Below are 26,032 nucleotides of genomic sequence, written 5' to 3'. Positions count from 1 at the left end.
CGTCTCTAAGGTCGTCACGTCGCCACTCCTTGGACGGGGTCGTCTGCCTTGGATCTTCAGCGCGCCGTCAGCGGCTCAGCGGGATCACCTCGCGACGCCAGCGCTCGGTCAGCGCCTCGCGGAATTGCGCCACCTGCAGCCAGTTGATGTCCATCATCGCGGCCAGGCGCTCGGGCGTCGAGGCCGTGCGCTCCAGCGCCTCGGCGGCAGGCTCGGCCTTCTCGTTGGTCGGCGCGTAGAACATGCGCTCGGTGAAGGCGGCCTGGGCCTCCGGCGAGAGCGCGTAGTTCATGAAGGTCTGCGCCGCCTCCAGGTTCGGGGCGCCCTCGGTGATGCCGATGACGTTGACCTGGAAGATCGAGCCCTCCTCCGGGATGACGACGCCCATCGCGCCGTCGGACTGGTCGGAGAAGATCTGGCCGCGCGCGTTCCAGCCGATGCCCATGTCGGCCTGGCCGGTGATGATCGGCTGGTAGGGGTCGGGGCTCGGATCCCAGGTCTGGACGCTCGGGGCGAGCTCGCCCATGCGCTCCACGCCCGCGTCGAGCCCGGCCGTGTAATCGGTGCCGCCGGCGATGGCGTCGGCGATGATGGTCAGACCGACGCCCTGGATGTCGGGTGCGGCCGGTATGACGACGCGCCCGGCATGGGCGGGATCCCAGAGCGCTTCCCAGCTGGTCGGGGCCTCCGCGATGGTCTTGGTGTTGTAGAGGAGGACGAGGTTGTCGAAGGTCACCGCCGCCGCGTTCACGCCCTCGGTGAAGGCGTTGTCGGCGAGATCGGCGAGGTTGGGCACCGCCGCCTCGTCGAGGGGCGCCAGCAGGCCTTCGTCGGTCGCCGCTTTCGCGACCGAGACGTCGAAGATGACGACATCGAGCTGGGGTCCGGCGCGCTGGGCGCGCATGGTGCCGAGCGTGGTCGCCGAGTTCGGCATCGGGTAGTAGTTGACGCTGATGTTGGGGAAGGCCTCCTCGAAGCCGGCGATCACCGTCGCCATGTATTCGGTCTGGAAGATGCCGTCATAGGCCGCCACCGTGACTTCGCCCGACTGGGCGTTCGCGGCCGCCGAGGCGGAGAGAAGGGCAAGACCGGCAATTCCTGTCAGAAGCGTCGTTCGTTTCATGGCATCTTCCTCCGTTGGTTTCGGTTTTCGCGTCAGGCGGCTTTCGCGTTAGCGGCCTCGATCTTGGCGGTCGCACCGGAAATCTCCGGCAGCTTCTCGCCATTACGCAGGCGCTCCAGAAGTTTGACCTCGTTCTCCTGCATGCCGATGGCGCGCTCGGCGACAGCGCGGGCCTCGGCGGGCTTCAGGACGAGGACGCCGCTTTCGTCGGCGAGGATCGCGTCGCCCGGCTCCACTGTCTGGCCGCCGACGCTGACCGGTACGTTGAAGGCGCCTTCGAGGCCGAGGAGCTTGGTCGTGATCGGCGAGGGGCCGGCGCACCAGAGCGGCATGCCCACCTTGCGGACCTCCGAGAAGTCGGTAGCCGGTCCGTCTATGACGCCGCCCTTGATGCCGGCGATCTTGGCCGCATGGGTCACGACACCGCCCCAGCAGGCATGCTTGACGTCGCCGCAGCGGTCGATGACGAGGAAGTCGCCGGGGCGCACGAGCGACAGCACGTGGTGGAGAAGGGTGGAATCGGCGCCGGGGATGCGCAGCGTCACCGCCGTTCCCGCTACGCGCTTCTCCGGCAGGACGGCGCGAAGGCGCTGGTCGACGAAGCCGGAATGCAGGAAGTGGCCGACGGTCGCGGTCTCGACCTGTTCCAGGAGCGCGACGACGTCGTCCGGGACCTGCTCGGGCAGGGGATTGATCGTGAACATGGCAGTGCTTCTCACAGAACGTGGTGGTTGGCGACGGGAAGGTTCTGGCGGACCTTCTCCAGGTAAGAGAAGTCGAGCACCGAGATGGACGACCCGACATGGTCGCCGACCTGCGCGATCATGTGGCCCCACGGGTTGATCGCCATCGTGTGGCCGTAGCAAGCCTTGGTGCCATCGGCGTGGAAGCCGTACTGGCCGGTGGCGAGGAAGTAGGTCTGCGTCTCGACCGCGCGAGCCCGCGCCAGCAGCTCCCAATGATCCTTGCCGGTCATCAGCGTGAAGGCCGCCGGCAGTACGATCACCTCGGCGCCCTTGTCGCGGAGCGCGCGGAAGAGTTCCGGGAAGCGGATGTCGTAGCAGATCGAGCAGCCGACGGTGCGCCCGTCGACCTCGTAGGTCACGACCTCGTTGCCGGCGGCGATCGTTTCGCTCTCGCGGTGGCGGGCGCCGCCGGGCACGTCCACGTCGAAGAGGTGGATCTTGCGGTAGCGCGCGATCTGCGACCCATCGCGACCGAAGACGACGGTGGTGTTGTGGAAGGAATTGCCGTCGCGCTCAACGATCGAGCCGCCATGCAGGACGTAGCCGTGCTTGGCGGCCATCTCCTGCATCAGAAGATAGGCCTCGCCGTCGGGGAAGACTTCCGCGCTGTCGTGGAACTCGGCGGCACCGTTTCCGAGCAGGGCCCAGTATTCTGGAAGTACCACGAGGTCCGGCTTGTCCAGGGCAACTTCATCGAGAAGGCGACGGGCTTCCGACAAGTTCGAAGACTTGTCGCCCTGGCTGTTCATCTGTATCTGAGCGACTTTCATCCGACCCGTTGCTCCAGCGTCTTCGGAATATGTCGCTCAGGTGACGCTCAATTTTTCAGGTCGTCCAACTCAAAAACTTCCGTCCTAAGCACAAAAATTTCTTGTAGCGGTTCTCAAGCAGAATCTCCGCACCACGCGACCGTATCCGGTAGCCTCCCGCAAAAGGCGGTCGCAACATCCTTCGCGAGCTCCGCAACCGTCGACGCAAGCAGCGAATGACCGCCTTCCACGAAGCAGGCGTGCAGGGGGATCGGCGGGAAGGTTGGCTCAACGTCGAGGACACGCAGGCTGCCGTCGGCGATCTCGTCCTGTACAAGGACGGTGGGCAAGGCTGCGACGCCGATCCCGTCCCGGACCATGCGGATGATCGTAGCGAGCGAATTGGAGGTGTAGAACAGAACCTCGTCGTCCTCGAACTCGCGGAACTGGCGCAAGAGCGTCTGATGCGGCGTGGAGGCCGGCGGGAAGGAGATGATCGGGTATGCACCGAGCTCCTTCGGTCCGAGCCGGCCTTCGGGAATGGGAAGGGAGGGCGAGGCGGCCCAGATGCAGCCGTAGGAGCACAGGTCGATATTGGCGACCGACGGCCCGGCGACCGGCCCCATGAGAAGGCCGAGATCGACCTCGTGCCGCATGATGTGCTCGGCGATGACGAGGCTGGTGTCGGCGTAGAGCTGCAGGCGGATGTTCGGATAGCGCTGCCGGACGAGCTCGATGAGCTGAACGAGCCAAGTGTGCGAGATGGTGTCGATGACGCCAACCTTGAGGGTTCCGCGCAGGGTCGCGGGATCTCGCAGGTCCGAGCAGAGGCGCTGGGTCAGCCGAACGATCGTCTCGGCCCTCTCCAGCGCGGTCAGCCCCTCGGAGGTCAGCGTCACATCGCGACCGCTCCGGTCGAAGAGCTTGACGCCCAGCTCGTCCTCCAGTGAAGCGATCCTAGCCGAGATCGCGGCTTGGGTCGCGTTCATGCGCTCGGCGGTTGCCGAGAAGCTCCTGAGCCGCGCGACCCAGATGAACGTTTCCAAAAACCGTACGTTCATAGCGGCTCCCATAGTCGGCAGGGCCACCACAGTAGGACCCGGATAATTCAACCGAGCAAGTCGAGCCGCCGCAATGGCCTGCCCCATGCGTTCGAATGCAGACGCTCGGCGAGCGTCAGTGGAAATGCGTTTAAGAGAGGACCACAAGAGCGTGAGCCGGAAACATTCTACCTGTGCCGCTGGTCAAGTCCGATTTGACTATGAGCGGCTCGTTGACCGGACTTACGTCCGGTTCGAACCGCCCGCGCTGGAGGGCTTGCGGACGTGGCTGCTACGGCTCGTTCACTGCCACCCTGCGTTGCGGAGAGTGAGAAATGACACGTGACGAGTTAGAGAAATCATTTCCAGGCCGCAAATGAAGCGATCGCATTTGCGGGCAGGCGTTGCGACGCTGAATGCCATTCGCTCGGGATGTGCGGTTCCTTCAACGAATGGAGTCCTTCGCAGAGCGGTTGAGCCCATGCCTCCAGTCTGAGGGATGGTCGGCGAACGCACGGGCCGCTGCTGCAAGGAAAGTCACGGGAAACTGAGCTCGACGTCCCCGCCCAGGATAATGCGCTTGATCTTCCCGGTGAGATTGGCGTCGTTCGCCGCTCGAACTTGCCAGTCCACTGACTGGCACGAAACTCGAAAGTTGCCGGCTAGCTGCGGATCTGCTCCCATTTGCCATGCGTGTCCTGGGATTGGCGTGCGAAGTACTCGTAGCGCGTGCGCGACCAGGGGCGGACGCGGTTGTCGAGACTGTCGAGGATAAGGTCGCCCTCGGAGGTGCGGACCGTCAGCACTGTGTGCCCGGTACCAGTTCGCGGCATCCGCGCCACCGTCAGGAGCAGCGAAGACGGCGACCATCCGAGCGCCAGCAGTTCGCTCTTCTTGCGGATCGCGAGATCCTCGCAGTCGCCAGCCGTCAGCGCCGACTGCCAGCGGTCGCCTCTGTTGCCGTCCGGCCCGTCGTCGCGCTGGGCGATGCGGCGATTGACGCTCGCGTTCACCCGCTCGAGCTCCTCGCGCTTCTCCGGCGTCAACGCGGTGATCCGCTCCCCGGACGTCGAGGCGCAGAGCCCCGGCTCTAGCCGGCAGAATTCGTTGAAGGCTGGCGGCGGGAAGGCATAGCCGTAGGTCGACATCGTCAGGTTCGTTGAAGCGGCTCCCGAGCAGCCGGCCAGGACTGAGAGAGCGAGCATGCCGATCGACAACCGCATCCAGGCGATCCCCCGTTTCGCAACCGGCAGGATGGACGGGCTGAATGAAGATGGCGCCAAGGATTTACCGTCGATTCGAACGATGGCCCCCTCGGTCATCGGTCATGTCGAACGCGTGCGGTCCCGTCCGCCATCTGCGCGATCACCCCTTCAGTCCCCTTCGAGTGCGAACTCCATGCCAAATGCGACAAAATTGAAGGCGAACCCTTGCTTCTGGCTGACGAAACGAGGGGGTGACGGCGCTCGGAATCAAAACGGGCGCCGAAGCGCCCGTTCGATGATGCGATCCTTCGCGGCTCTATCAGCCGCCCGCGCCGCCGGATCCCCCTGAACCGCCCGATCCCCCGTCGGAGCCGCCAGCGCCACCTCCCGACCCGCCAGCCCCTCCGGAGCCTCCGCCGCCGCTGCCGGAGCCGCCGCCGGCACCGCCGCTTCCGCCGCCAGATCCTGAGCCGCCGCCCGCGCCGCCGGATCCCCCTGAACCGCCCGATCCCCCGTCGGAGCCGCCAGCGCCACCTCCCGATCCGCCGGCCCCTCCGGAGCCTCCGCCGCTGCTGCCGGAGCCGCCGCCGGCACCGCCGCTTCCGCCCCCAGATCCTGAGCTGCCGCCTCCGCCGCCGGAACCGCCGCCCCCGGAGCCTCCACCACCACCGCCTCCGCCGGAGCCACCGCCGCCAGAGCTACCGCCATCGCCCGGAGTACCCCCGCCTGGGTCTCCGCCGCCCGGATTGTCGCCGCCAGGACTGCCGCCATCGCCAGGATTTCCGCCACCGGGATTCCCGCCGCCGGAGCTCCCGCCGCCGCCCGAGCCACCGGCCGCACCGCCACCGCCGGGGTTGCCGCCGCCGCCCGATCCAGGGCCTCCGGAAAATTCGAGGCCGGAATCGTCGTCAGCGAAAAGGCTGTTGGCTCCCTCCCGCCCGCCTTCACCGTCTCGGTCGAGAGCGCGGGCGACGAAGGACGTCGTCAGCGGAGGGCACCGTGCGAGATCGTCGGACGAAAGGATCGACGTCCGGTTGGCCGCGATGCAGCACATTTCGTAATTGCCCTGCGTCAGCGGTTGGCACTGCCCGGCAGACATGATCGGACGGACCGACTGCTGGGCCAGGGCCGAGCCGGGGGATGCCGAAACCGCGAGGGTGCAGGTCAGAGCGGCAAAAGCCGCAGACGAACAGAAAATCGGGTACAGGCGCATGACTTCCTCCTTGAGTTGGAAAAAGCGCTCCCGTCCCCTTTTCATTGGTGCGCGAAGGGAAAGGCCTATCTGGGCCGTTGAGGAGGATGTCAGGAAAGAGAGAGTTTCGCAATCTCTGGTGAGCCGAAATCGACGACTTAGGGCTCAGCGATCGAGGGAAATGACGACGATATTTGATACAGGACGCGATGTCCCTCGGCCAAGGAAAGATCGTCGCCCGAACGTTCTCTCTCTAAGAACGATATAATTCCAACTGGCCTACGACTATCTTGGAAAGTCGTAGGCATCGACCACGGCCCAGATGGCGCGATTGGTCTTTGCGATCTCATCGACCGTCTTGGCGATCGCCCGCAACTGCGACGGGCCCAGCTCCTCGATTTTCCCGTAGTGGATCGCGTCCTTTGCGTCGACGATGCGCATCAACTGCGTCGAGCCGTGCGAACCGGTTTCATCGAAGGAGTAGATGCAGTGGCTGTAACGGTTGCGCAGCCGCGAATGTCGCGTGAGCCGTTCGGTCGCCGACAGGACGGCGACCCGCAGATCGAGCGGCGTCCGCTGCAGTTTGGCCAACCGCTCGACGAGGTCGATCCGGGCCTTGCTCGTGTTCAAGGTGAGGAAGATGACGATCGCCGTTTCCTTGTCGACACGTGCGAGGCCCGCGATCAAATGGATCAGCAGGCTTTCGGTGTTCGTCCAGCTGTAGTTCAGCTGGCCGACGAGGAGGAGAACGTCCGGAAGGCGTGCAACCGCGGCGGTCATGGGCCGCCGCCCCCGGCCGCGGCCATGCTCAAAGCTCGCTCTCGGACCGATTTCGGCATCTCGAGATAGAAGCCTGCAGCCTCCGTCCGGTTGTGCACTCCAAGCTTCGCAATGATGTGGTGGATGTGGATCTTCACCGTATTCTCCGACAGGCGGAGCGCGGCGGCGATCAGCTTGTTCTGCTGCCCGCGGGAGACGAGGTCCAGGATCTGCAGCTCGCGCGCGGTCAGCCCTCGCAGTGTCGGCGTCTCCTCACCACGAGCGAGCGGAGGATGGGGCTCGCTCGACGCGCTGCGGGACCGGACGGCGGCCAGAAGGAAGGCGGCTGAGAAATATTCACCGCCCAGGATGAGAACCCGCAGAGCCGCAAGCCAGACATCCAGGGCGAGGCTCATCGGAAGGACCCCGCGCACGCCCGAAAGGCAGAGGACCTGATCGGCTGCCGGAACGCGCGCGCCCTTCGCCAGAAAGGCCACCGCCGCGTGCGGGTGCGCGCGTTGAAGATCGTCCATCATGGCCTCGTATTGGGAACAGAGGGCGAAGTCGATCAGCAGAAGCGGCTCGACGCGCACCGGCATCGTACAGACCTGCTCGATGGAGGCGACCGACAGGACGTCGAGCCAGGGGAATTCGTGCTGGATCGCCTGGACGAGGCATGGGGAGACGTAGCGGTCGTCTTCCGACACGATGAGGAGAAAGCGGCGCCCGGACCGCTCGGCGGCCTGCCTGTCCCCGTTCCTCCGTTCGATCCCCGCCGAGCCACCCATCTCGGTAAGTCCTGTACGTTCGCTGCGCGCACACCCATCAATAACTATTCAAACTCCTAAAAGATATAATCCGTTAAGGCTATTTCTCTGGCGTTGGGAGCAGCTTTTGCAATCGACGCTACGGAAACCCGCAGTACCAGCCGAGTCGCTAAACGTCCCGTGACTCGCCTGATTCTACAATGGACTCCGTCCGTCTAAGCCCGAGCTCGAAGGGCATGCGGACCTCTCGTTGAGCGCCCCACGGCGGGGCTAGCTCCAAATAGCAGGTTACTTTTCGTTAAACCTGCGTCCAGATTTGCCGCCGTTCCGAAGCGAAAACAGAAGCTTGCTGAATCCAGCCGGCGATCGCTGCGAGACGCGAGGGGTTAAATATCGATTCGCCCTTCGCGCCATCGGAACGATGGAGGAGTCAATACAACCAGCATTCGGTGTGGTCGCTTGAACGCTCGTCCCCTCGGGCAGGTGGCCAGGAATACATGTCTCTATTGAAATTCATCTTCAACATGGCCGCGACGACATGACCGTTTGAAACAGACGGCGGTCCTCGTGCGCGGCATCTCCAGGGAGTAAGACCATGAACACGAGACCGCAAAACAACATGGGCTACCACGGCCCGAACTACGACCAGGATCAGGACCAGAGCCAGGATCAGCTGCAGGGTCAGGGTCAGGGCCAGTTGCAGGGTCAGGGCCAAGGCCAGATCCAGGGTCAGTGGAACTCAAACGAGAACGGCAACTGGAACCACTCGTCCAATTCGGCGGACAGCGACTCCGGTGCGAACTCGGGAAGCAATGCCGGGTCGAACTCAGGGAGCAACGCGGGGAGCAACTCCGGCTCGAACTCGGGGAGCAATGCAGGATCGAACGCGGGGTCGAACGCCGGCAGCAACTCCGGTTCGAACTCGGGCTCCAACGCCGGTAGCGAAAGCTCCAGCGTCGGCCGCAACGACAACACCAATACCAACAACACGAGCAATCACAGCTCGAACAACGTCACCAGCCATACGACCAGCGACACGACGGTGGACGTGAATGTTGGGCTGAACCTCGATGGATACGACCCGACCGACGACGACTTCGCCGACATCGACCTGCAGGATCACGCCTCGATCGACGGCATGTTCAACGTCGACTTCGACAACATCCTGAACAACGCCCTGACCGGCGAAGGCAACGATGTCGGCAACGTCATCAGCCAGAACGCCTATCTTTCGGACGACGATCATCTGTCGAACGTCTCGAACGACGGCACGCTGACGCAGAGCGGCAACGCGAGCGGCGGCCATGCCACCTCCGACGACGGCATCGATGCCGGCGGCGGCGGCGGTAGCGGGGGTAGCGGCGCCGCCTCGATCGGCGGGAAGGGCTATGGTGGCGGATCGCTGAATGGCGGTTCGGCGGACGGAGGCATGGGCAAGGGCGGCTATGCTCAGGGCGGTTCCGCCTCCGGCGTCGGAACGGGCGGAGGCGCCACGAGCGGGTCGACGCAGGGCGGCAATGCCTCCAACGGGTCCGGCTCGGGCGGAAACGCCTCGGGTGGCGCGGGCGCGGCTGGCGCAGCGGCCTACGGCGTCGGGCTCGGCGTCGGCTTGGGCGTCGGCTACGGCCGGGGCGAAGGCGGCGACGGCGGAGCCGGCGACTCCTCCGGCAAGGGCGGATCGTCCGGCGACAGCTACGGCGGCGACGGCGGAAACGGCGGCAAGGGCGGGTCCGGCGGCGACGGCGGTGACGCCTCGGCGACGAACATCGACGGCACGCCCTCGATGGGCGGCGGGTACCAGCCGCTTTTCGGCCATGGCACGACGCCGCGCAGCGGCTCGTCGAGCGACGACGACGGCGACCAGGCCGCTCATAACCAGGGTGGTGCCGGCGGGGCCGGCGGTGGCGGCGGTGGTGGCGGCGGCGGAGCCGGCGGCGCGGGCGGTGCCACCGGTGCGGGCGGTGCCAGCGGCGCGGGCGGCGACGGCGGAGCCGGCGACTACGGGTCGGGCGCCGGAGACGGCTCGGGCACGGGCGGCGGCAACGGCTATGCCACCGGCGGGGCCGGCGGTGCGGGCGGCATGGCCAATGCCGGCGACAGCACCAGCGGCGCCTCGACGGCCGGCCAGGCCCTCGGCGGTGACGCGACCGGCGGGGCCGGCGGAGGGATCGCGCTGACGGGCACCTGGGCCGGCGGCGGAACCGGCGGAGCGGCTGCGGGCGGCGACGCCTGGGGCTCGACCGGCGGCTTCGGCGGAGCCGGAGGCATGGCCTCCACCGGATATGGCGGCGCGGGCAGCGCGGCCGGTTCCTGGGGCTCGGACAATGGTGACGACGGCTTCGTGGAAGGCACCAGCCACGCCTCGGCCGACGGCATCATCGATACCAACGCCTTCAACCAGCAGATCGTGATGGGCGCGAACCTGCAGGGCAACACCGTCGATATGACGGTGGTCGGCGGGAACTTCCACTCCACCCTCGCCGGCGAGGATGGCGGCACGGATCACGCCAACAGCTGATCCGAGAGCGCCGCGGATCTTCCCCCGGATCCGCGGCGCTTGCCGCTGCCGGCACCGCGCTCCAATCCCCCTCGCGGTCCGCCGGGCGGACGCCCTCACTCTCAATGGAAGAACCACAACGGACTGCGCGGCCCCAAGACGTCGCGCAGCCCTTCTGCCCGACGGCACCCGCCGCCCGGAATGGAGGAAGTCCGATGGCCCTCGACAGGATCACCGAAACGATCGCCCACTTCGCCGGTCTCTTCGACATCGCGATCGAAGAGATGCGGCTGCGGGAGACCCACCGCAAGTTCGATGTCCGACCCGCGCATGAGGACGAAGCCCCCTTGCTCGATCCGCGCGGCGTCGCCATCCGTTCCCCGCACGAGTTCGACGGCTTCGACCCTTACATCCCTTACGCGCCGGTCCCGCCGCCCCTCGAGCCTCGCTGGACCGGCCTCGATTTGATCGACCGGCGCCTCGACGCGGAACTGGCGGCGCCGAACTTCTGGCAGCACCTGTCAGGCCCTCGGCTGCCCGCCCCGCCGGTCGCCGCTTTCGACGCCATTTCCGTCCGCCTGCCGCAGCTCCAGCCGCCGGGCTCGGTCGCGGTGGTCGCCAAACAGGCGGCCATGATGTCGGACGACGACAGCCTGTCCTACGGCGGCCACGGCCTGACCTTCGAGGGCATCCTGAACCCCGGGGCCGCGCTCGACGCGCTGGCCGACAAGGCCGACGCCCTGTCTCTCGGCATGGAACTCGACCAGCCCGGCACGCCGCAGGCGATCAAGGATTTCGTCGTATCGCTGCGCGAGACGCTGGACGCCTACGAGACGGCGGACCATCTGGCGGCCGACATCGCCATCGTGAAGGGCTCGACCCTCGACGGCGTTTTCGTGAACGGAGCACGCGTCGAACAGACGCCCGACTTCAGCGTCTACCGCCCGCAGGAGAGCGGCGAGGAAGACGGCGTTTTCGAGAACGGATGGCAGCCGAGCGCGCCCGACCGGCCGCTCGGCCGCACCCTGGACGAGAGCATGGACGACGCTCCGGGCGTTGCCAGCGGTCCGCAGCCTTCGGTCGAGCTTCAGGCCGGCGGCAACACGCTGGTGAATTCGGTGACGCTGAACTCCAGCTGGCTGGCCGCGACGGTCACCGCGATCGTCGGCGACCATGTCGAGCTCAACGCCATCGTCCAGGTGAACGTCTGGTCGGACATCGACCATGTGACCGGTGCGATCGGGGTTTCGGCCGAGGATGCAGCGACGCTCGGCTTCAATATCGCGAGCTTCGAGCGGATCGACCCGGACGACGGCGGAGACGCCTCGGCGCCCGCCGACGACTTCCCGAGCTTCTGGGTCGTCACGCAGGTCACGGGTGATCTCGTGATCCTCAACTGGATCGAGCAGATGACCTTCATGACCGACAACGACTTGGCGGTCCTGTCGGCAACGGGATCGAAGGCCGAAATCATCACCGGCGAGAACGGGGCGCGCAATGCCGTGTCGCTCGCCGAACTCGGTCATGCCTACGACCTCATCGTCATCGGCGGCAGCGTCTACGACGCCAGCGTCATCTATCAGATGAACGTTCTCCTCGACGACGACCTGATCGGCGCGGTCTCGGGCTTTAGTGGCGCGGCAGGGGGCAGCGGTGTCGCCACGGCCGGCAACCTACTGTGGAACGAGGCAGGCATCGCCAATGTCGGCGCCGCCGACCGGTTCGAACCGATGACGCAGCCGTACCGGGACGCGGCCTCCGCCCTGGCGAACGGCGACCGGAGCGCGCCGGCCGGTGTCCTGTCCGATCCCGCCTTCGCCGGATCGGGCGCGCTCAAGGTGCTCTACATCACCGGCGACATCATCAATCTGAACTTCGTCAAGCAGACCAACGTCCTCGGCGACAGCGACCAGGTGGCCCTGGCGATGGATGCGGCGAAGGCGGTGCCGGATGCGCAATGGAGCGTCTCGACCGGGGCGAACACGCTCGTCAATTTCGCTCAGATCCTCGACGTCGATGCCCTGGGCAAGACCTATGTCGGTGGCGAGATCTATTCCGACGAGATCCTGATCCAGGCCGAGCTCGTCTCCGACGCGCCGGCCCTCGATCTCGCAGGCCGAAGCGCCGACGAGCTCGTCAGCGAGGCCGTCGCCTTCCTCGACGACGGCGCCGCCGACGGTTCGCCCGACGCCCCCATCCATTCCATCGCGCCGTCTGCGGACCTGTCGTCCGCCGACCCGATGCAGACCATGCTCGCCTGAAGCCGGGGGACAGGACGATGGACGACCGCGACAACCGCTTCGCTCGTCTCGGAGCCGACGAGATCGCCTCGACGGGTGACGGCGGAGGCGGACGAGACGACGATCTCCGCCGGTTCGACGACGAGATCGAACGATCGCTGTTCCGCATCCGCCGGGCGGTCGATGCCATTCTGGAGCCGCCCGCACGCGAGGAGGCCGCGCCGGAAGACAGCTGGGCGGACACGACGCCCGTCTCCTCTCCCGCGACACCGCATGCCTTCGTCGAGGAGAGCGGAGGGGCGCAGACCATTCCCCCGCCGGCCGCGGGGCCTGAGACCAGGGTGCCCGAGGCCAAGGCGCCGGAAGCCCGCGACGGAACGGCCCCCAAAGCACCTCCCGGTATGATCACGATCGACGGCGACAGCGGCCCGATCCCCGCACTTCCGACGACGGGCGGCGGGCAGCCGCCGGCCTCGCGCGGCGGAGGAGGCGGCCATGGCGGGAACGGCGGTGGTGCTGGCGTCTTTCACAAGCGCCTCGGTCCGGTGGATTTCGGCGCGATCCTCAAGAACGCGATCAAGGCGATCCGGCGCAATCTGATGATCGTGATGCTTTTCACCGTCGCGACGAACGTTCTCGTCCTCGCGATCCCGATCTACCTCTTCCAGATTTCCGACCGCGTGCTCACCAGCCGGTCGGTGGACACGCTCGTCATGCTGACGATGCTGATCGTCGGGGCCGTGATCCTACAGTCCGCCTTCGATGCCATCCGCCGCTTCATCCTCATGCGCACGGCGGTCGAGGTCGCGGCGCAGCTGGGCGGCCCCGTTCTGAGCGCGGCGGCAAGGGCTTCCCTTCACTCGAACGGGCGCGAGTACCAGACGCTGGGAGACGTCCAGCAACTGCGCGGCTTCCTCGTCTCCGGCACGCTCCTCTCCTTCCTCGACGCGCCGATGGCCCCGATCTTCGTGACCGCGACCTTCCTCATCCACCCCGATCTCGGCTGGATCGTCGTCGTCTCCTCTCTGGTGCTTCTCGTCGTAACTCTCCTGAACCAGCGCGCGACGGCCGCCCCCTTCGCCGAAGCCAACCTCCACCAGTCCAAGGCCAATCTGCATCTCGACTCCATGTCGCGGAACTCTCAGATCATCAACGCGCTGGCAATGATCCCGGAGGCCGTCCGGATCTGGGGGCGGGATACGGCCGGCTCCCTCAAGGCGCAGGTCGAGGCACAGGACAGGAACATCCTCTTTGCGGCCTTCTCACGCGGCTCGCGCATGCTGACGCAGGTGACGATGCTCGGATGGGGCGCCTATCTGGCGCTCGAGGGCCAGCTCACCGGCGGCATGGTGATCGCGGCGTCGATCATCGCGGGCCGCGCACTCGCCCCGATCGAGGGCGCCATCGACGGCTGGAACAATTTCTCGCAAGCCAGAAGCGCCTACGGGCGTATCGCGAGCCTCCTCCAGGGCTCCCCGCTCAACTTCGAGCGCCTGAACCTGCCCCGCCCCGAAGGCCGGCTCGACGTCGAACGCCTGCTCTACGTTCCGCAGGGCACCAAGCGCGTGGTGCTGAACGGGTTGTCCTTCTCGCTCCAGCCGGGCGACTCTCTCGCCATCATCGGTAATTCGGGAGCCGGCAAGACGACGCTCGGCAAGATGCTGGTCGGGTCGATCCTGCCGACCTCGGGCAATGTCCGCCTGGACCTGATGGACCTTCGCAACTGGGACCAGCGCCAATTTGGCGAGAACATCGGCTACCTGCCGCAGGATGTGCAGCTCTTTCCCGCCACGGTGAAGGCGAACATCGCCCGCATGCGGGACGAGGCGAGCGATGCCGACATCTACCAGGCCGCCCAGCTCGCCGACGTCCACGAGATGATCTCCTCGTTGCCCCACGGCTACGAGACCTTCGTCGCGGCCGACGGCGCGCCGCTTTCCGGTGGGCAGAAGCAGCGCATCGCTCTGGCCCGCGCCTTCTTCGGCAATCCGCGCCTCGTCGTCCTCGACGAGCCGAACTCCAACCTCGACAGCGCCGGCGATGCGGCGCTCGCCAAGGCGCTGGCTCATGCCAAGTCGCAGGCGATCACCGTCGTCACCATCACTCAGCGTCCCTCGCTCCTGCAGAGCGTCGACAAGATCCTCGTCCTGTCGAACGGCACGGTTGCCCTCTTCGGCATGCGGCAGGACGTGCTCTCGGCCCTTTCGGCGCGGGGCACGCGGCTCGACGGCGGCGGGCCGCTCGGACAGATCCAGTAGGAAGACCACGATGGGCACCGAGATCGCCAGTTTCCACGACGTCGCATGGTACTCCGAGGTGCCGCGCTCCATCCGCAAGCAGACCGTCGTCGGCCTCCTTCTCATGGGCGTGACCTTCGGAGGCTTCGGCTATTGGGGCCTGACCGCTCCCCTCTCCGCCGCCATCATCGCGCAAGGCAGCTTCGTGGCGACCGGCCAGAACAAGATCGTCCAGCACTTCGGCGGCGGCGTCATCAAGGAGCTCCTGGTCGATGAGGGCAGCCGGGTCGTCGCCGGCCAGCCGCTGCTGCGCCTCGACGAGACGGCCGCACTGGCGGACGAGCGGCAGTTCTACCTTCGCCGCGCGCGGCTGGAGGCCGTGGTCGCGCGCCTGAAGACCCCGCTCGTCGGCGACGCGCCCATCGCCTTCCCGTCGATGATCGAGGACCATCTCGACGATGCCGACATCGCGGCCATCCGCGCCAGCCAGGAGACGATCTTCGCCTCGACGCGCGTCAAGCTGCGCACCGATGTCGGCCTGCTCGAACAGAACGCCGCCTCGCTGCGGTTCCGCACCGAAGGCTACGCGCAGCAACTGGATTCCGTGCACCGTCAGCTCGATCTTCTTCAGGAGGAGCTCGTCGGAAAGCAGGAACTTCTCGACAAGGGTCTGTTGCGCCGCCCGGAGATCTCGGCGCTCCGGCGTGCCATCGCCGACGCAGAGGGCCAGGCCGGACGCCTGCAGGCGGAGATTTCGGAGACCAACGCACAGATCACGCGCGTCGAGCAGCAGGTTGCTCAGGCGAAGGACACCTATGGGCAGGCCGCGCTCGAAGAGCTGCAGACCGTGGAAGCCGAGCTCGATACGGTTCGCGAGAAGATGCTGGAAGCCAGCAACGTGCTCGACCGCACGACCATTTCCGCGCCCTCGTCCGGCACGGTCGTCCGGCTCTACTACCACTCGGTCGGCGGCGTCGTGGAGAACGGCAAGCCGATCATGGAAATCCTGCCTTCCGACGTTCCGCTGATCATCGAGACGCAGATCCCGCGGACCGACATCGATCTGGTGCGGGTCTCGGAGGACGCCTCGGTCCGGTTGACGGCGCTCAACCAGCGAACGACGCCGATCCTGACGGGGCGCGTGTTCTACGTTTCGGCCGACGCGGTTCAGGTCGCGGCCGGCATGGAGAGTAGGGAAGTCTACGTCGCCCGCGTCGAGGTCTCGCCGAGCGAGATCGCCCGCATTCCGGGCTTTGCCCCGACGCCCGGAATGCCGGCGGAGGTGCTGGTCAAGACGGACGAGCGGACGTTCTTCGACTACATCACCAAGCCGATCCGCGATTCCATGTCCCGAGCCTTCAACGAGCATTGAGAGCGTCCGGGACCGATTGTTGTGACTCAAGCGACTGCCACAAACTGGCGGTCATCGCGTCACCGCGACCGATCTTCGAAGAGATCGAGATCGCCAGAGGAACGTTTGCTCAATCGACGAATTCGCAGCCGGCCTCGATCAAGGCTTTGTCGATTCGGGAGCGATCGATGGTTCCGGCCATCGTCGCCTCCATCCGCCGGGTCTCGCCCTCGTTCTTCTTTCGCGTGCGCGAGAGAACATCATCGGCGTCGAAGCGAAGTATCGAGACGACGCCGTCAAGGTCACCGAGGACGAGATCGCCTGCCTCGATCGTCATACCCGCAATCGCGATCGAAGAGCCGACCTCGCCGGGCTCCTAGCGAGAGGGTCCGCGATGCATGATGCCCGTAGCAGGCCGGCAGGTTGCGCCAATAGTAAGACGTAAGAAATAAGCGCGTCACACGGATGCGCGCGAGGTCGGGTCGATGGCCGCGAGCAGGCGCTTCTTGGCCCGGTCGACATGCCGCCAGTGCGCGATGAAGGCGCGCTCGCCGTCGCCCGATGCCAGAGCGTCCACCATTTCGCGGTGCTCGCGGTTGGAGACGGCGAGACCCCCGCCCTGAACCAGGCTGCGCGCCCGGAAAAGATGGAGCTTGTCGACGAAGCGGCGGTATTCGACCGCCAGGGTCCCGTTGCCCGCCGAATCCACGATGTAGCTGTGGAAGGCGAGGTTCTGCGGATAATAGGCGTCGAAGGCGCCGGCCTCGGCCAGCCGGTCCATCTCGGTCAGGAAGCCTGTCAGGCGGGCCAGGATGTCGTCTGTCATGCGTTCGGCGAGAAGCCGTCCGGCCTGGGCGAACAAGGCCGAGCGCACGTCGTAGATCTCGACGGCCTCCTCCTTCGTCAACTGCCGCACGAAGACGCCGCGATTGCGCACGACCTCCACGAGGCCCTTCGCCTCTAGGCTGCGCGTCGCCTCGCGGATCGGGCCACGGCTCGTGCCGAAGCGATTGGCCAGATGGATCTCGTTGATCCGCGACCCCGGCTCGAGTTCGCCGGAGAGGATCAGCCGCTCGATCTCTCCCACGAGGGCGCTCGTGAGGGACGTGCTCTTCACGACCGCCAGTTCGTCCGCAAATCGGGTCGTCGAAGCGCTCATGCTCATGCCTATTGTCGACAGTTCGCTCATCTATGCGGAAACCGCTCCGAATGTACAATGCGGTCGTCGGCCATCCCGCCTTTGCCGCCGGCCGAGGGCCGACGACAGAAAGGCATACCGGGCCCGACGCCGCCCGCGGCAGGCCCGGCAGGCGTCCTATTCGGCCGCCGCGGCCATGGCACGATCGTCCCGCAATGCCGCCGTGCGGGCCACCATGGATGCGTCGGGAAGGTCGGCAAGATGCCACGCCAGGTCCATGAGGACGATGGTCGGTCCCTCGCCGATCACGGGGTTCGCCTGCCGGGCGAACTTCTCGGTCAACTGGTCGTTCGAAAGCGGGCGGTGGATGGAGCCGAGCGCGTGCTCGACGAAGCGCGTCACCGTCCGGCCATCGGAAAGCTCCACCTCGATCGCGACCTGATCCTCCTCGATCGACTCATCGGTCGTGGCGGCGACCCGGCGGCGCAGGGCGACGAGCTCGGGCGCGTTCGCCGCCTCGTCGGTGAAGGCGGTCGGTGATCCGTCTCCGCGCAGAAGCGCGCAGGCCGCCGCGTGGTAGACGCTGAATTTCGACTCCAGCCCTGTGCGCGGCTCGGTCTTGCCGGTCAGTTCCAGAACGAGCGGATGCGTGCGCAGGCGAACCGCCGTCACGCCGGCCATCGTCTCGGCGCCGAGTTCGTCTCTCAGCTGCCGGCAGCCGTCGATGGCGGGATGGATGACGATGCCGCAGGCGAAGGGCTTGTAGGAGTTGAGCCCGGCCTCCCAGGCTTCGCCGAGCCCGTCGAGGATCTGCGAATAGTCCTGCTTGGTGGACAGGACGTTGGCGAAACCCCGCGGCGCCTCGATCGCGCGCTCGGAGGAATCGAAGCCGGCCTCGGCCAGGACGGCGGCCATCAGGCCGTTCTGGGCGGCGCGGCCGGGATGGAAGCTCTTGCACATGGTGCCGAACATCTCGCGAAGCCCCGAGGCCTGGGTCGCGGCGATGCCGAGCGCCCAGCTCGTGCGCTGCACGTCGAGATCGAGCAGGCGCGCCACGGCCGCCGCCGCGCCGAAGACGCCGGCCGTGCCGGTGATGTGCCAGCCGCGATCGTAATGATCCGGGTAGACGGAATTCCCGATGCGGCATTCCACCTCCACGCCCGTGATCAAGGCTTCGAGGAAGCGCCGTCCATCGACGGGCCGGTGTTCCACGACCGCGAGGATCGCGGACGCCACAGGCCCGGCGGGGTGGATGATCGTCTTCAGATGCGTGTCGTCGTAGTCGAGCACGTGGCTGGAGATGCCGTTGACGAGCGCCGCGTGGGGCACGTCGAGACGCTCGCCGCGTCCCAGAAGGCTCGACTGCGCCGGCCCGGCGAAGGGGCTGATCGCGGCGATGGCCCGATCGACGGTCTCATGCGTCGCGCCGCCCACGGCGCAGCCCAGCCAGTTGAAGAAGGTCCGCACGCCTTCGTCCCGGACCGATGACGGGATGTCCGAAAGGTCGCGGGGAGCGGCGATCCACTCGGCGAGGCGCCGTGTCACCTGTGTCTCAGTCATGGGTTCGATCCTTCGTCGGTTGGCGCGCGGCTGCGCGGGTCGGATGCGGCCGGACCGACCGGTCCGTTCGCAGCGTATCGGGGAAGCCGACCTACGCATCCGTTGCCTCATATGTCAACTGTCGACAATTAACGGATGTTGCTCTGGCGGCCGACGAGGCGGGCAGTATAAGGGTAGAAGGAGCGGAACGGGCTTATTTGCAGGCGATGACCGCTGACGAACGTCTCGGTGTAAAACAACGAACGGAAAGTTTCCGATCTTTCTCGTTTCGCAAACTGTTGACAATTAGATGAAGCGGACGCAGGGTTGGCCCGTTCGGAGCGGGAGGGTCTCCGGTCATCGATCCGGTCGGGCGGCGGCAATCGCGCGCCGACGGGTCTCAACGGGAGGAACACAATGAACCTATCCATGCGACGTGCCATCCGCCGCATCGGCGCGCTGGGGGGAGCGGTCCTTCTGTCCGTCTCCCTCCTGTCGCCGACGCCCGTCGTCGCGCAGGACTATCCCTCGCGCCCGATCAACGTGGTCGTGCCCTTCAAGGCCGGCGGCTACAACGACCGTCTGGCTCGTGCCTTCGCGCCCTACATCGAACGCGAGATCGGTCAGCCGCTCGTGATCGTCAATCAGGAAGGGGCCGGGACCCAGCTGGGGCACACCTACGCGCTGATGCAGGAGCCGGACGGCTACACGATCCTCTGCACCTCCGTGTCGCCCTTCATTCCTCTGACCATCCTCCTCCAGAACGCGCCCTACGCGATCGAGGATTTCGCGGTCATCAACCTGCCCTCGCGCGACTTCACCTTCGCCGCGACCCATGCCGACAGCGAGATCGAGAGCCTTCCGGCGGCGCTCGAGCAGTTGAAGGCCGATCCCACCAGCCTGTCGATCGGGGTGCAGCCGGCGTCGGCGGATTACGTGAACATGATGCTGACGATGCAGGCGGCCGGGGTCGAAACCGACCGGCTCCGCATCGTGACCTATGACGGGGGCGGGCCGGTCCGCAACGCGGCCGCGGGCGGACAGGTCGATCTCGCCTTCGTCGGCGGGGAGGGGTTCGTGCCCCTCAAGACGAAGATCAAGCCGCTGGCGGTCTATGCCGAGGAGGCGCCGGACTGGTGGCCGGACGCCCAGACGATCGGTTCGCTCGGCATCGAGCAGGAATTTGTCGACGGGTCGCAGCGCGGCTGGGTCTTGGCCTCCGCCGTGAAGGAGGAGAAGCCCGAGGTCTACGCCACGCTGCTCGGCGCCATCGAGAGGGCTTCCCAGAACCCCGAGGCCATCGAGGCGCTTCGCCTCCAGGAGCTCTCCGCCACCTGGTACGGCCCCGAGGCCTCGACGCAGGCCTTCCTCGAGAACGCCGCGACCATGCAGAGGCACGAGGCTCTCTTCAGGGGCGAGTGAGCGCTCCGTCGTCCTCGTCCGCCGCCCCGGACCGTCTCCCGGCGCGGCGGGCGCCCCAGCCTTCCTTCCACCGGAGCCGTTCCATGCGCATCCTGCGTCAGCAATATCATGTCGACTGGCTGCATCTGGCCTTCGTCACGACCATGGCCGCCTTCGTGCTCTGGTATCTCCTGGACGCACGCTCGGTCTCGCTCAGCATCAACAACCTGCTGCTCGTCCAGCCCCTCTCGATCACGCTGTTGATCCTCTACGTCTTCATCGCCGTCCAGTGCGTCCGGCGGGCCGACGTCGAGCCTGCGGCCGAGGCCGCTCCCCTCGACGACCCGCTTCAGCCCAAACTCCCGGAAGGCCGGGCGCTGGCGCGTGTCGCGATGCTGGGCGTCGCTCTCGGAGTCTTCGTCTTCACGCTCAAGACCGTCGGGTTCGACGTCGGCATCCTCGTCTTCTCGCTCGTGACGATGCTCATCTGCGGCGAGCGCCGCCCGCTCTTCCTCGTCCTCTACCCGCTCATCGTGACGCTGGTCACCGTCTACGGCTTCCGGGCGCTCATGCCCTACCCCATGGTCACCGCGCTCCTGTGAGCCGGGCCCTCTCAAGGACATCCGCAACATGATCGACATGGACGCCCTCTTCAGCGCCTTCGGGATCATGGCCACGTCGGCCGGCTCCTGGGGGTGGATCATCCCCGGCCTCATCATCGGGCTGATCTTCAGCGCCATTCCCGGCGTTTCCATCACGATGGCCATGGCCATCGTCCTGCCGATGTCCCTCTACATGGACTTCTTCCCGGCGATCGTCTTCCTCACGTCCGTCTACACGGGAGCGGGGTTCGGCGGGTCGGTTCCGGCGATCCTGATGAACATTCCGGGCTCGCCCTCGTCCTACGCCACGACCTTCGACGGCTACGCCATGTCGAAGAAGGGCCAGCACAACGAGGCGCTCGGCTACGCCCTCTTCGCCTCCACGATCTGCGGCATCGTCGGCTATCTCCTGCTTCTCGTCGTGGTGGAGCCGCTCGCCAACGTCGTGCTTCGGATCGGACCGCTGGAAATGTTCGCGGTCGCCGTGTGGGGCATGCTCCTGATCGGCTCGCTCGGCTCGCGATATATCAGCCGGGGCCTCTTCGCCGCCGCCTTCGGCCTGCTCCTCGGCGGCATCGGCATGAACACGGCGGGCTTCGTGCGCGGCACCATGGGCATGCCGACGCTGCTCGACGGCATCTCGCCCATCCCCGCGATGATCGGCCTTCTGGCCTCGGGCCAGCTCCTGTCTTTGACCGGCAAGGACTACATCATCGAGGCTGAGGGCTCCCGGGAGGTCTCGATCCGCCGCATCCTGTCGGGCTGCTGGCAGACGTTCCGCCATCCCGGCGTCCTGTTCCGGGGCTCGATCATCGGCATCGTCATCGGCGCCGTTCCGGGCGTCGGCTCCTCGCTCGGCAATCTGATCGCCTATGCCGAGACCAAGCGCACGTCGAAGGACCCGTCGAGCTTCGGCAAGGGCAATCCGAAGGGCGTCATCGCGGCCGAATCGGCGGTCGCGAGTTCCGAGGGCGGCTCGATGGCCACGATGCTGGCCCTCGGAATTCCCGGCGGCGGCGCCACGGCGATCCTGCTGGCCGCCTTCATGATGCACAACATCGTGCCGGGCCCGCAGTTCATCGAGACGCAGAAGGACATGGTCTACGCGATCATCCTGAACAACATCGTCCAGGCGATCGTCCTCCTCGTCGTCGGCATCGGCTTCATCTACGCCGTGTCCAACATCGTGCGGGTGCGCACCCGGTTCATCCTGCCGGCGATCCTCGTCATCGCCACGATGGGAACCTATGCGGTCGAGGGCTCGATTTCCGGTCCGATCACCCTCTTCGTCTTTTCGCTGATCGGCTTCCTGCTCGTGAAGTTCGACTATCCGGTCGCGGCGGTCGTGGTCGGTCTCCTGCTCGGCAGCATGCTGGAGACGGAGTTCCTTCGCTCCTACCAGCTGTCCGGCGGCGACCCGACCTATCTGTTCCAGCGCCCGGGAGCGATGGCATTGTTCGCCATCATGTTCTTCTCCATGGCGATGACCGCCTGGGGCAAGCGCAAGCAGGTGCGGGCCGAGGAGGCCGAGAGCGCGGCGATGGAGGCGCTGGCCCGTCAGGCGGACATGCCGGACACCGGCGCGGGAGCGGCGGGGCGGAACTGAGGGCGGCCGCCGTCGGCGCGTCGGCGCCGGGATGCCGAACGGCTCGGCGCGATCGTCGGTCGCGCCGGGCCCGTGCGCCGTCCGATCGTTGGCGGGGACAACCGAGGGAGAACGGAATGAAGATCGCGGTGCTCGACGACTATCAGGGACTCGCCTTGTCGATGGCGGATTGGGACCGCCTGCCCGGCGACTGTCAGATCGTCCCGTTCCGCGAGCACATCGCCGACAAGGCGAGGCTCGTCGAGGCGCTGCGGGGCTTCGACGTCGTGTGCGCCATGCGCGAGCGGACACCGCTGCCCGCCGACGTCATCGAGGGGCTGCCCGAGCTGAAGCTGATCGTGACGGCGGGCGAGCGCAACGCGTCGATCGACGTGGGGGCCGCGACGCGAAGAGGCATCCCGGTCTGCGGCACGCCCCGCTCCGGCCCGGCCGCCGCGGAGCTGACGCTGGGGCTCCTGTTCGCATGTGCGCGCGATCTCGTGTCGGAGGCCCAGTCGGTTCGCGAGGGCGGTTGGCAGACGGGGGTCGGGCGCGATCTCGCCGGCGCCACGCTCGGCGTCGTCGGTCTCGGCAAGCTCGGAGCCCGCGTGGCGCGCTTTGCCCGCGCGCTCGAAATGGACGTCGTCGCGTGGAGCCCCAACTTGACCCGCGAGCGGGCGCAGGAGGTCGGCGTCCGTAGGGTGGAGAAGGACGAACTGTTCCGCACGGCGGACTTCGTCACCATCCACCTCGTACTGTCGGCGCGCAGCCAGGGTCTCGTCGGCGCGTCCGAGCTGGCGCTGATGAAGCCGGACGCCTCGCTGATCAACACCTCGCGCGGGCCCATCGTCGATGCGGCGGCCCTTTCGGAGGCCCTCACGCAGGGCCGGCTGCGTAACGCGGCCTTGGACGTGTACGACACCGAGCCGCTGCCGGCGGATGATCCGCTCCGCCGCGTGCCAAACCTGATCGCGACGCCCCATATCGGCTATGTCACGCGCGAGGCCTATTCGATCTTCTACACCGGCTTCGTGGATGCCATCGAGGCGTTCCGCGCCGGCGCGCCCATCCGGGTGATCGAGGCCGAGGAGCCGTGACGCATCGACGGTCCGATGCGCCCGACGCCGAGACGAGCGACGCCCAAATCGTGCCGAACGCGGGCGTGGAGTGATCACGGCGAGGCGAGGCCAAGGGCGGCCAGCGGTCCCGCCTCAGCGCGCTCCGATCGGATGCTCTCCGGCCAGAGGTCGGCGGTCGCCCGCTTCGGCGATCGCCTGCGAGAGCCCGATGCCGCTCCGCTCGCAGGCTTCCATCGAGAACCCGTTGCCCTCGACGGGCAGGAGCGAGCGCAGCGCCGCGCAGCGCTCGCCGTCGCAGAGCGTCCAGTCCGACCCGGCGCGACCGGCATCGGCGAAGGAGACGCGCGTTTGCGGCGGAAGCCGGGGCTCGTAGAACCAGAAGCCATCGCGCAGGATCGCGTCGTCCGGCACCTCCATGCCCGCCCCGGATCCCTTCACCGCGGCCTGACGCAGGACGAGCCCGTCGCGCTCCACGGCCCAGTGTTCGCGCCACTCGATCCGCTCGACCGAATGCGTCCAGCTCAGGGTGAAGCTGCCCAGCGTCAGAGCGAGCGTGGCGGCGCCCGCCCCAAGGCACAGCGTCATCGCGGGGTGATCGTGCCGGCCTTCGCGGCGGTGGCGGCGCGGCTGCGCCAGACCTGCAGGCCGATCGCAAGGGCCGCGAGCGCGAAGCCGACCTCGTCGGTGACCGGCAGCGCCAGAACGAGGGTGAACGCGGCAGTGGTCGCCAGCAGGCGTTCCCACCACGCAAGCGGAACCAGAAGGAAGCCGATGGCCGCCGCGCCCCACAGAACGATCGAGAGCACGGCTTTGAGGACGATGTAGGCGACCGCCGGCGCATAGCCGATCGATGCCGCCAGCGGCCCGCCGTCCTGCAGCATCAAGGCCGGCGTATAGACGGCCATGAAGGGGATGACGAAGCCGGCCAGCGCGATCTTCAACGCCTGCATGCCGATCTTCATGCCGGATTCCTTGGCGATCGGCGCGGCCGCGAAGGCCGCGAGCGCGACCGGCGGCGTCAGATCCGCCAGGATGCCGAAGTAGAAGACGAACATGTGGCTGACGAGGAGGGGGACGCCGAGTTCCAGCAGGGCCGGTCCGGCGATCGAGGAGGTGATGATGTAGTTGGGGATCGTCGGGATGCCCATGCCGAGCACGAGGCAGGTGAGCATGGTCAGGACGAGCGAGACGAACAGGCTGTGCTCGCCGATGCGCACGATGAAGGAGGCGAAGGTCGAGGCCGAGCCGGTGAGGCTGAGCGTGCCGATGATGACGCCGACCATCGCGCAGGCGATCGCCACGGGCAGCGCGTTCTTGGCGCCGTCCGCGAGCGCGTCGCGCGCGGTGACGAGCGTCTCGCGGCCGCCCTTCACGACGAAGTTCACCGCGACGAGCGCCGCGATCGTCATGAGCACGACGTTGATGCCGTAGCGGAAGAAGGACGCGCAGATCAGCCCGAGCATGATCCAGAACAGGTAGCGGACCGCCTCGTGCGGAAGGCCGCGGCTGATCGCGCCGCCGAGGATGAGGACCGCGGTCAGCGCCAGACCCATCGTGCCGGCGAAGAGCGGCGTGTAGCCGGAGAACAGGAGATAGACGAGGACGGCGAGCGGAATGATCAGGTACCAGCCGGCCTTCAGCGCGCCGATCGCGCTCGGCAGTTCCGCCGCGCTCATGCCGCGGAGGTTCCGCTTTCCCGCCTCCAGATGCACCATCCAGAACGCCGAGAAGAAGTAGAGGGCGGCCGGGATGATCGCGGCCAGGACCACCTGCGCGTAGGGGATGTTCAGGGTCTCGGCCATGATGAAGGCGACCGCGCCCATCACCGGCGGCATGATCTGGCCGCCCATCGAGGACACCGCCTCCACGCCGCCCGCGAAGGCCGGCTTGTAGCCGAAGCGCTTCATCAGGGGGATGGTGAACTGGCCGGTGGTGACGACATTGGCCACGCCCGAGCCCGAGATCGTCCCCATCATCGCGGAGGAGACCACCGCGACCTTCGCAGGTCCGCCCTTGGTGTGTCCCACCATGCCGAGCGAGACGTCGGTGAAGAGCTTGATCATCCCGGCGCGCTCCAGGAACGCCCCGAACAGGATGAACAGGAAGATGTAGCTCGACGAGACGTAGACCGGCGTCCCGTAGATGCCCTCGGTGCCGAAGCCGAGCTGGCCGATGATCTGGTCGAAGCCGTAGCCGCGATGGGCGAGGACGCCCGGCGCATACTCCCCGAAGAGCCCGTACAGGAGGAAGATGCCCGCCACGATCGGCAGGGCCGGGCCCATCAGACGCCGCGTCGCCTCGAAGACGAGGACGATCAGCAGCGTGCCGACCACCAGATCCTGCGGCTCGAGGAAGCCGCCTTCGCGAAGGATCAGATCGGCGTAGAAGACCCAGTAATAGGCGCCGACCCCGAAACCGACGATGCCCATGGTCCAGAGCATCGCCTTCTTCAGCGCCGAGCCGCCCGTCAGATTGGCGATGAGCGTGAAGCCGAGCAGAAGCACGAAGCCGACATGCATCGACCGCACGACCTGGCTCGGGATCGAGTGATAGGCCGCCACCCAGAGCTGGAAGACCGAGAAGGCGATCGCGATGCCGAAGACGATCGTTCCGGTCAGGCCCGTTCCGAAACCGCCCGGCAGGCCGTGTTCGGCGTCGGACGGCGCCTCGGCGGATGCGGCCATCGGCGCCTGCCCGAGCGCCTCTTCGGCCCGCGCGCCATCGACCTTCGAATGCGTCGTCATCTGCGCCTGACCTCGTGCGGCGGGCTGCCGCCCCCGCG

The 26,032-nt window shown here is 66.9% G+C and carries 21 protein-coding genes; 8 read left to right on the top strand and 13 right to left on the bottom strand.

Translation table 11 applies throughout. From position 1 onward, the window contains the following. Window positions 1–67 precede the first annotated feature (67 nt). The 8 genes from AC6R2M_RS15290 to AC6R2M_RS15255 form a co-directional block, all read right to left on the bottom strand. Window positions 68–1,123: an ABC transporter substrate-binding protein gene (locus AC6R2M_RS15290; protein ID WP_500483590.1), complete on the bottom strand. Its 1,056-nt coding sequence runs from the start codon at window positions 1,121–1,123 to the stop codon at window positions 68–70. A 32-nt stretch (window positions 1,124–1,155) separates the two neighbouring features. Then, window positions 1,156–1,827, bottom strand: coding sequence for an RraA family protein (locus AC6R2M_RS15285; protein WP_500483588.1), 672 nt, complete (start codon window positions 1,825–1,827; stop codon window positions 1,156–1,158). 11 nt (window positions 1,828–1,838) lie between these two features. Continuing rightward, window positions 1,839–2,639: a carbon-nitrogen hydrolase family protein gene (locus AC6R2M_RS15280; protein WP_500483586.1), complete on the bottom strand. Its 801-nt coding sequence runs from the start codon at window positions 2,637–2,639 to the stop codon at window positions 1,839–1,841. A 113-nt stretch (window positions 2,640–2,752) separates the two neighbouring features. Next, entirely contained in the window at window positions 2,753–3,679 is a 927-nt protein-coding gene (locus tag AC6R2M_RS15275) for a LysR family transcriptional regulator (RefSeq protein ID WP_500483584.1), read from the bottom strand. A 641-nt stretch (window positions 3,680–4,320) separates the two neighbouring features. Beyond that, window positions 4,321–4,881 (bottom strand): transglutaminase-like cysteine peptidase, encoded by a 561-nt coding sequence (locus AC6R2M_RS15270; RefSeq protein WP_500487624.1) that lies wholly within the window; start codon window positions 4,879–4,881, stop codon window positions 4,321–4,323. A 249-nt stretch (window positions 4,882–5,130) separates the two neighbouring features. Further along, complete coding sequence (locus AC6R2M_RS15265) at window positions 5,131–5,652, bottom strand: hypothetical protein (RefSeq protein ID WP_500483582.1); 522 nt, start codon at window positions 5,650–5,652, stop codon at window positions 5,131–5,133. A 688-nt stretch (window positions 5,653–6,340) separates the two neighbouring features. After that, a complete protein-coding gene (locus tag AC6R2M_RS15260) occupies window positions 6,341–6,835 on the bottom strand; it encodes a hypothetical protein (RefSeq protein WP_500483580.1) in 495 nt (164 codons plus the stop codon). After that, a complete protein-coding gene (locus AC6R2M_RS15255) occupies window positions 6,832–7,602 on the bottom strand; it encodes a helix-turn-helix transcriptional regulator (RefSeq protein ID WP_500483578.1) in 771 nt (256 codons plus the stop codon). Before AC6R2M_RS15255 ends, AC6R2M_RS15260 begins: the two co-directional genes overlap by 4 nt. Window positions 7,603–8,176: 574 nt before the next feature. Between AC6R2M_RS15255 and AC6R2M_RS15250 the strand changes: the two genes are divergently transcribed. From AC6R2M_RS15250 to AC6R2M_RS15235, 4 genes are all read left to right on the top strand, one after another. Continuing rightward, on the top strand, window positions 8,177–10,099 hold the full coding sequence (locus AC6R2M_RS15250; RefSeq protein ID WP_500483576.1) for a hypothetical protein: 1,923 nt from the start codon (window positions 8,177–8,179) through the stop codon (window positions 10,097–10,099). Window positions 10,100–10,293: 194 nt separating this feature from the next. Further along, window positions 10,294–12,339, top strand: a complete 2,046-nt coding sequence (locus AC6R2M_RS15245) for a type I secretion protein (protein WP_500483574.1) — start codon at window positions 10,294–10,296, stop codon at window positions 12,337–12,339. 17 nt (window positions 12,340–12,356) lie between these two features. Further along, window positions 12,357–14,576 (top strand): type I secretion system permease/ATPase, encoded by a 2,220-nt coding sequence (locus tag AC6R2M_RS15240; protein WP_500483572.1) that lies wholly within the window; start codon window positions 12,357–12,359, stop codon window positions 14,574–14,576. Window positions 14,577–14,586: 10 nt separating this feature from the next. Then, window positions 14,587–15,927, top strand: coding sequence for an HlyD family type I secretion periplasmic adaptor subunit (locus tag AC6R2M_RS15235; protein WP_500483570.1), 1,341 nt, complete (start codon window positions 14,587–14,589; stop codon window positions 15,925–15,927). A gap of 109 nt (window positions 15,928–16,036) precedes the next feature. Here the strand turns inward: AC6R2M_RS15235 and AC6R2M_RS15230 are convergent, their stop codons facing one another. The 3 genes from AC6R2M_RS15230 to AC6R2M_RS15220 form a co-directional block, all read right to left on the bottom strand. Continuing rightward, window positions 16,037–16,243 carry a hypothetical protein gene (locus AC6R2M_RS15230; protein ID WP_500483568.1) on the bottom strand — a complete coding sequence of 69 codons (207 nt, stop codon included), beginning with the start codon at window positions 16,241–16,243 and terminating at the stop codon, window positions 16,037–16,039. A 120-nt stretch (window positions 16,244–16,363) separates the two neighbouring features. Next, window positions 16,364–17,095: an FCD domain-containing protein gene (locus tag AC6R2M_RS15225; protein WP_500483566.1), complete on the bottom strand. Its 732-nt coding sequence runs from the start codon at window positions 17,093–17,095 to the stop codon at window positions 16,364–16,366. A 126-nt stretch (window positions 17,096–17,221) separates the two neighbouring features. Then, window positions 17,222–18,604, bottom strand: coding sequence for an MmgE/PrpD family protein (locus tag AC6R2M_RS15220; RefSeq protein ID WP_500483565.1), 1,383 nt, complete (start codon window positions 18,602–18,604; stop codon window positions 17,222–17,224). A 408-nt stretch (window positions 18,605–19,012) separates the two neighbouring features. On the opposite strand from AC6R2M_RS15220, the gene AC6R2M_RS15215 reads away from it, so the two are divergent. From AC6R2M_RS15215 to AC6R2M_RS15200, 4 genes are all read left to right on the top strand, one after another. Continuing rightward, window positions 19,013–20,005, top strand: a complete 993-nt coding sequence (locus AC6R2M_RS15215) for a Bug family tripartite tricarboxylate transporter substrate binding protein (protein WP_500483563.1) — start codon at window positions 19,013–19,015, stop codon at window positions 20,003–20,005. Between the two features lie 83 nt (window positions 20,006–20,088). After that, on the top strand, window positions 20,089–20,586 hold the full coding sequence (locus AC6R2M_RS15210) for a tripartite tricarboxylate transporter TctB family protein (RefSeq protein WP_500483561.1): 498 nt from the start codon (window positions 20,089–20,091) through the stop codon (window positions 20,584–20,586). A gap of 28 nt (window positions 20,587–20,614) precedes the next feature. Next, window positions 20,615–22,192 carry a tripartite tricarboxylate transporter permease gene (locus AC6R2M_RS15205; RefSeq protein ID WP_500483559.1) on the top strand — a complete coding sequence of 526 codons (1,578 nt, stop codon included), beginning with the start codon at window positions 20,615–20,617 and terminating at the stop codon, window positions 22,190–22,192. 116 nt (window positions 22,193–22,308) lie between these two features. Further along, complete coding sequence (locus tag AC6R2M_RS15200) at window positions 22,309–23,268, top strand: D-2-hydroxyacid dehydrogenase family protein (protein ID WP_500483557.1); 960 nt, start codon at window positions 22,309–22,311, stop codon at window positions 23,266–23,268. 114 nt (window positions 23,269–23,382) lie between these two features. Here AC6R2M_RS15200 and AC6R2M_RS15195 read toward each other — a convergent pair whose 3' ends face one another. Then, the gene (locus AC6R2M_RS15195; protein WP_500483555.1) at window positions 23,383–23,835 is read right to left on the bottom strand and encodes a DUF1850 domain-containing protein; all 453 of its coding nucleotides are present in this window, start codon (window positions 23,833–23,835) and stop codon (window positions 23,383–23,385) included. Further along, window positions 23,832–25,994, bottom strand: coding sequence for a TRAP transporter permease (locus AC6R2M_RS15190; protein ID WP_500483553.1), 2,163 nt, complete (start codon window positions 25,992–25,994; stop codon window positions 23,832–23,834). The genes AC6R2M_RS15195 and AC6R2M_RS15190 overlap by 4 nt, the downstream gene beginning before the upstream one ends. Window positions 25,995–26,032: the final 38 nt, after the last annotated feature.

The sequence above is a fragment of the Aureimonas sp. CAS genome (assembly GCF_059838215.1).
This window is presented reverse-complemented; position numbering and strand designations above follow the sequence as displayed.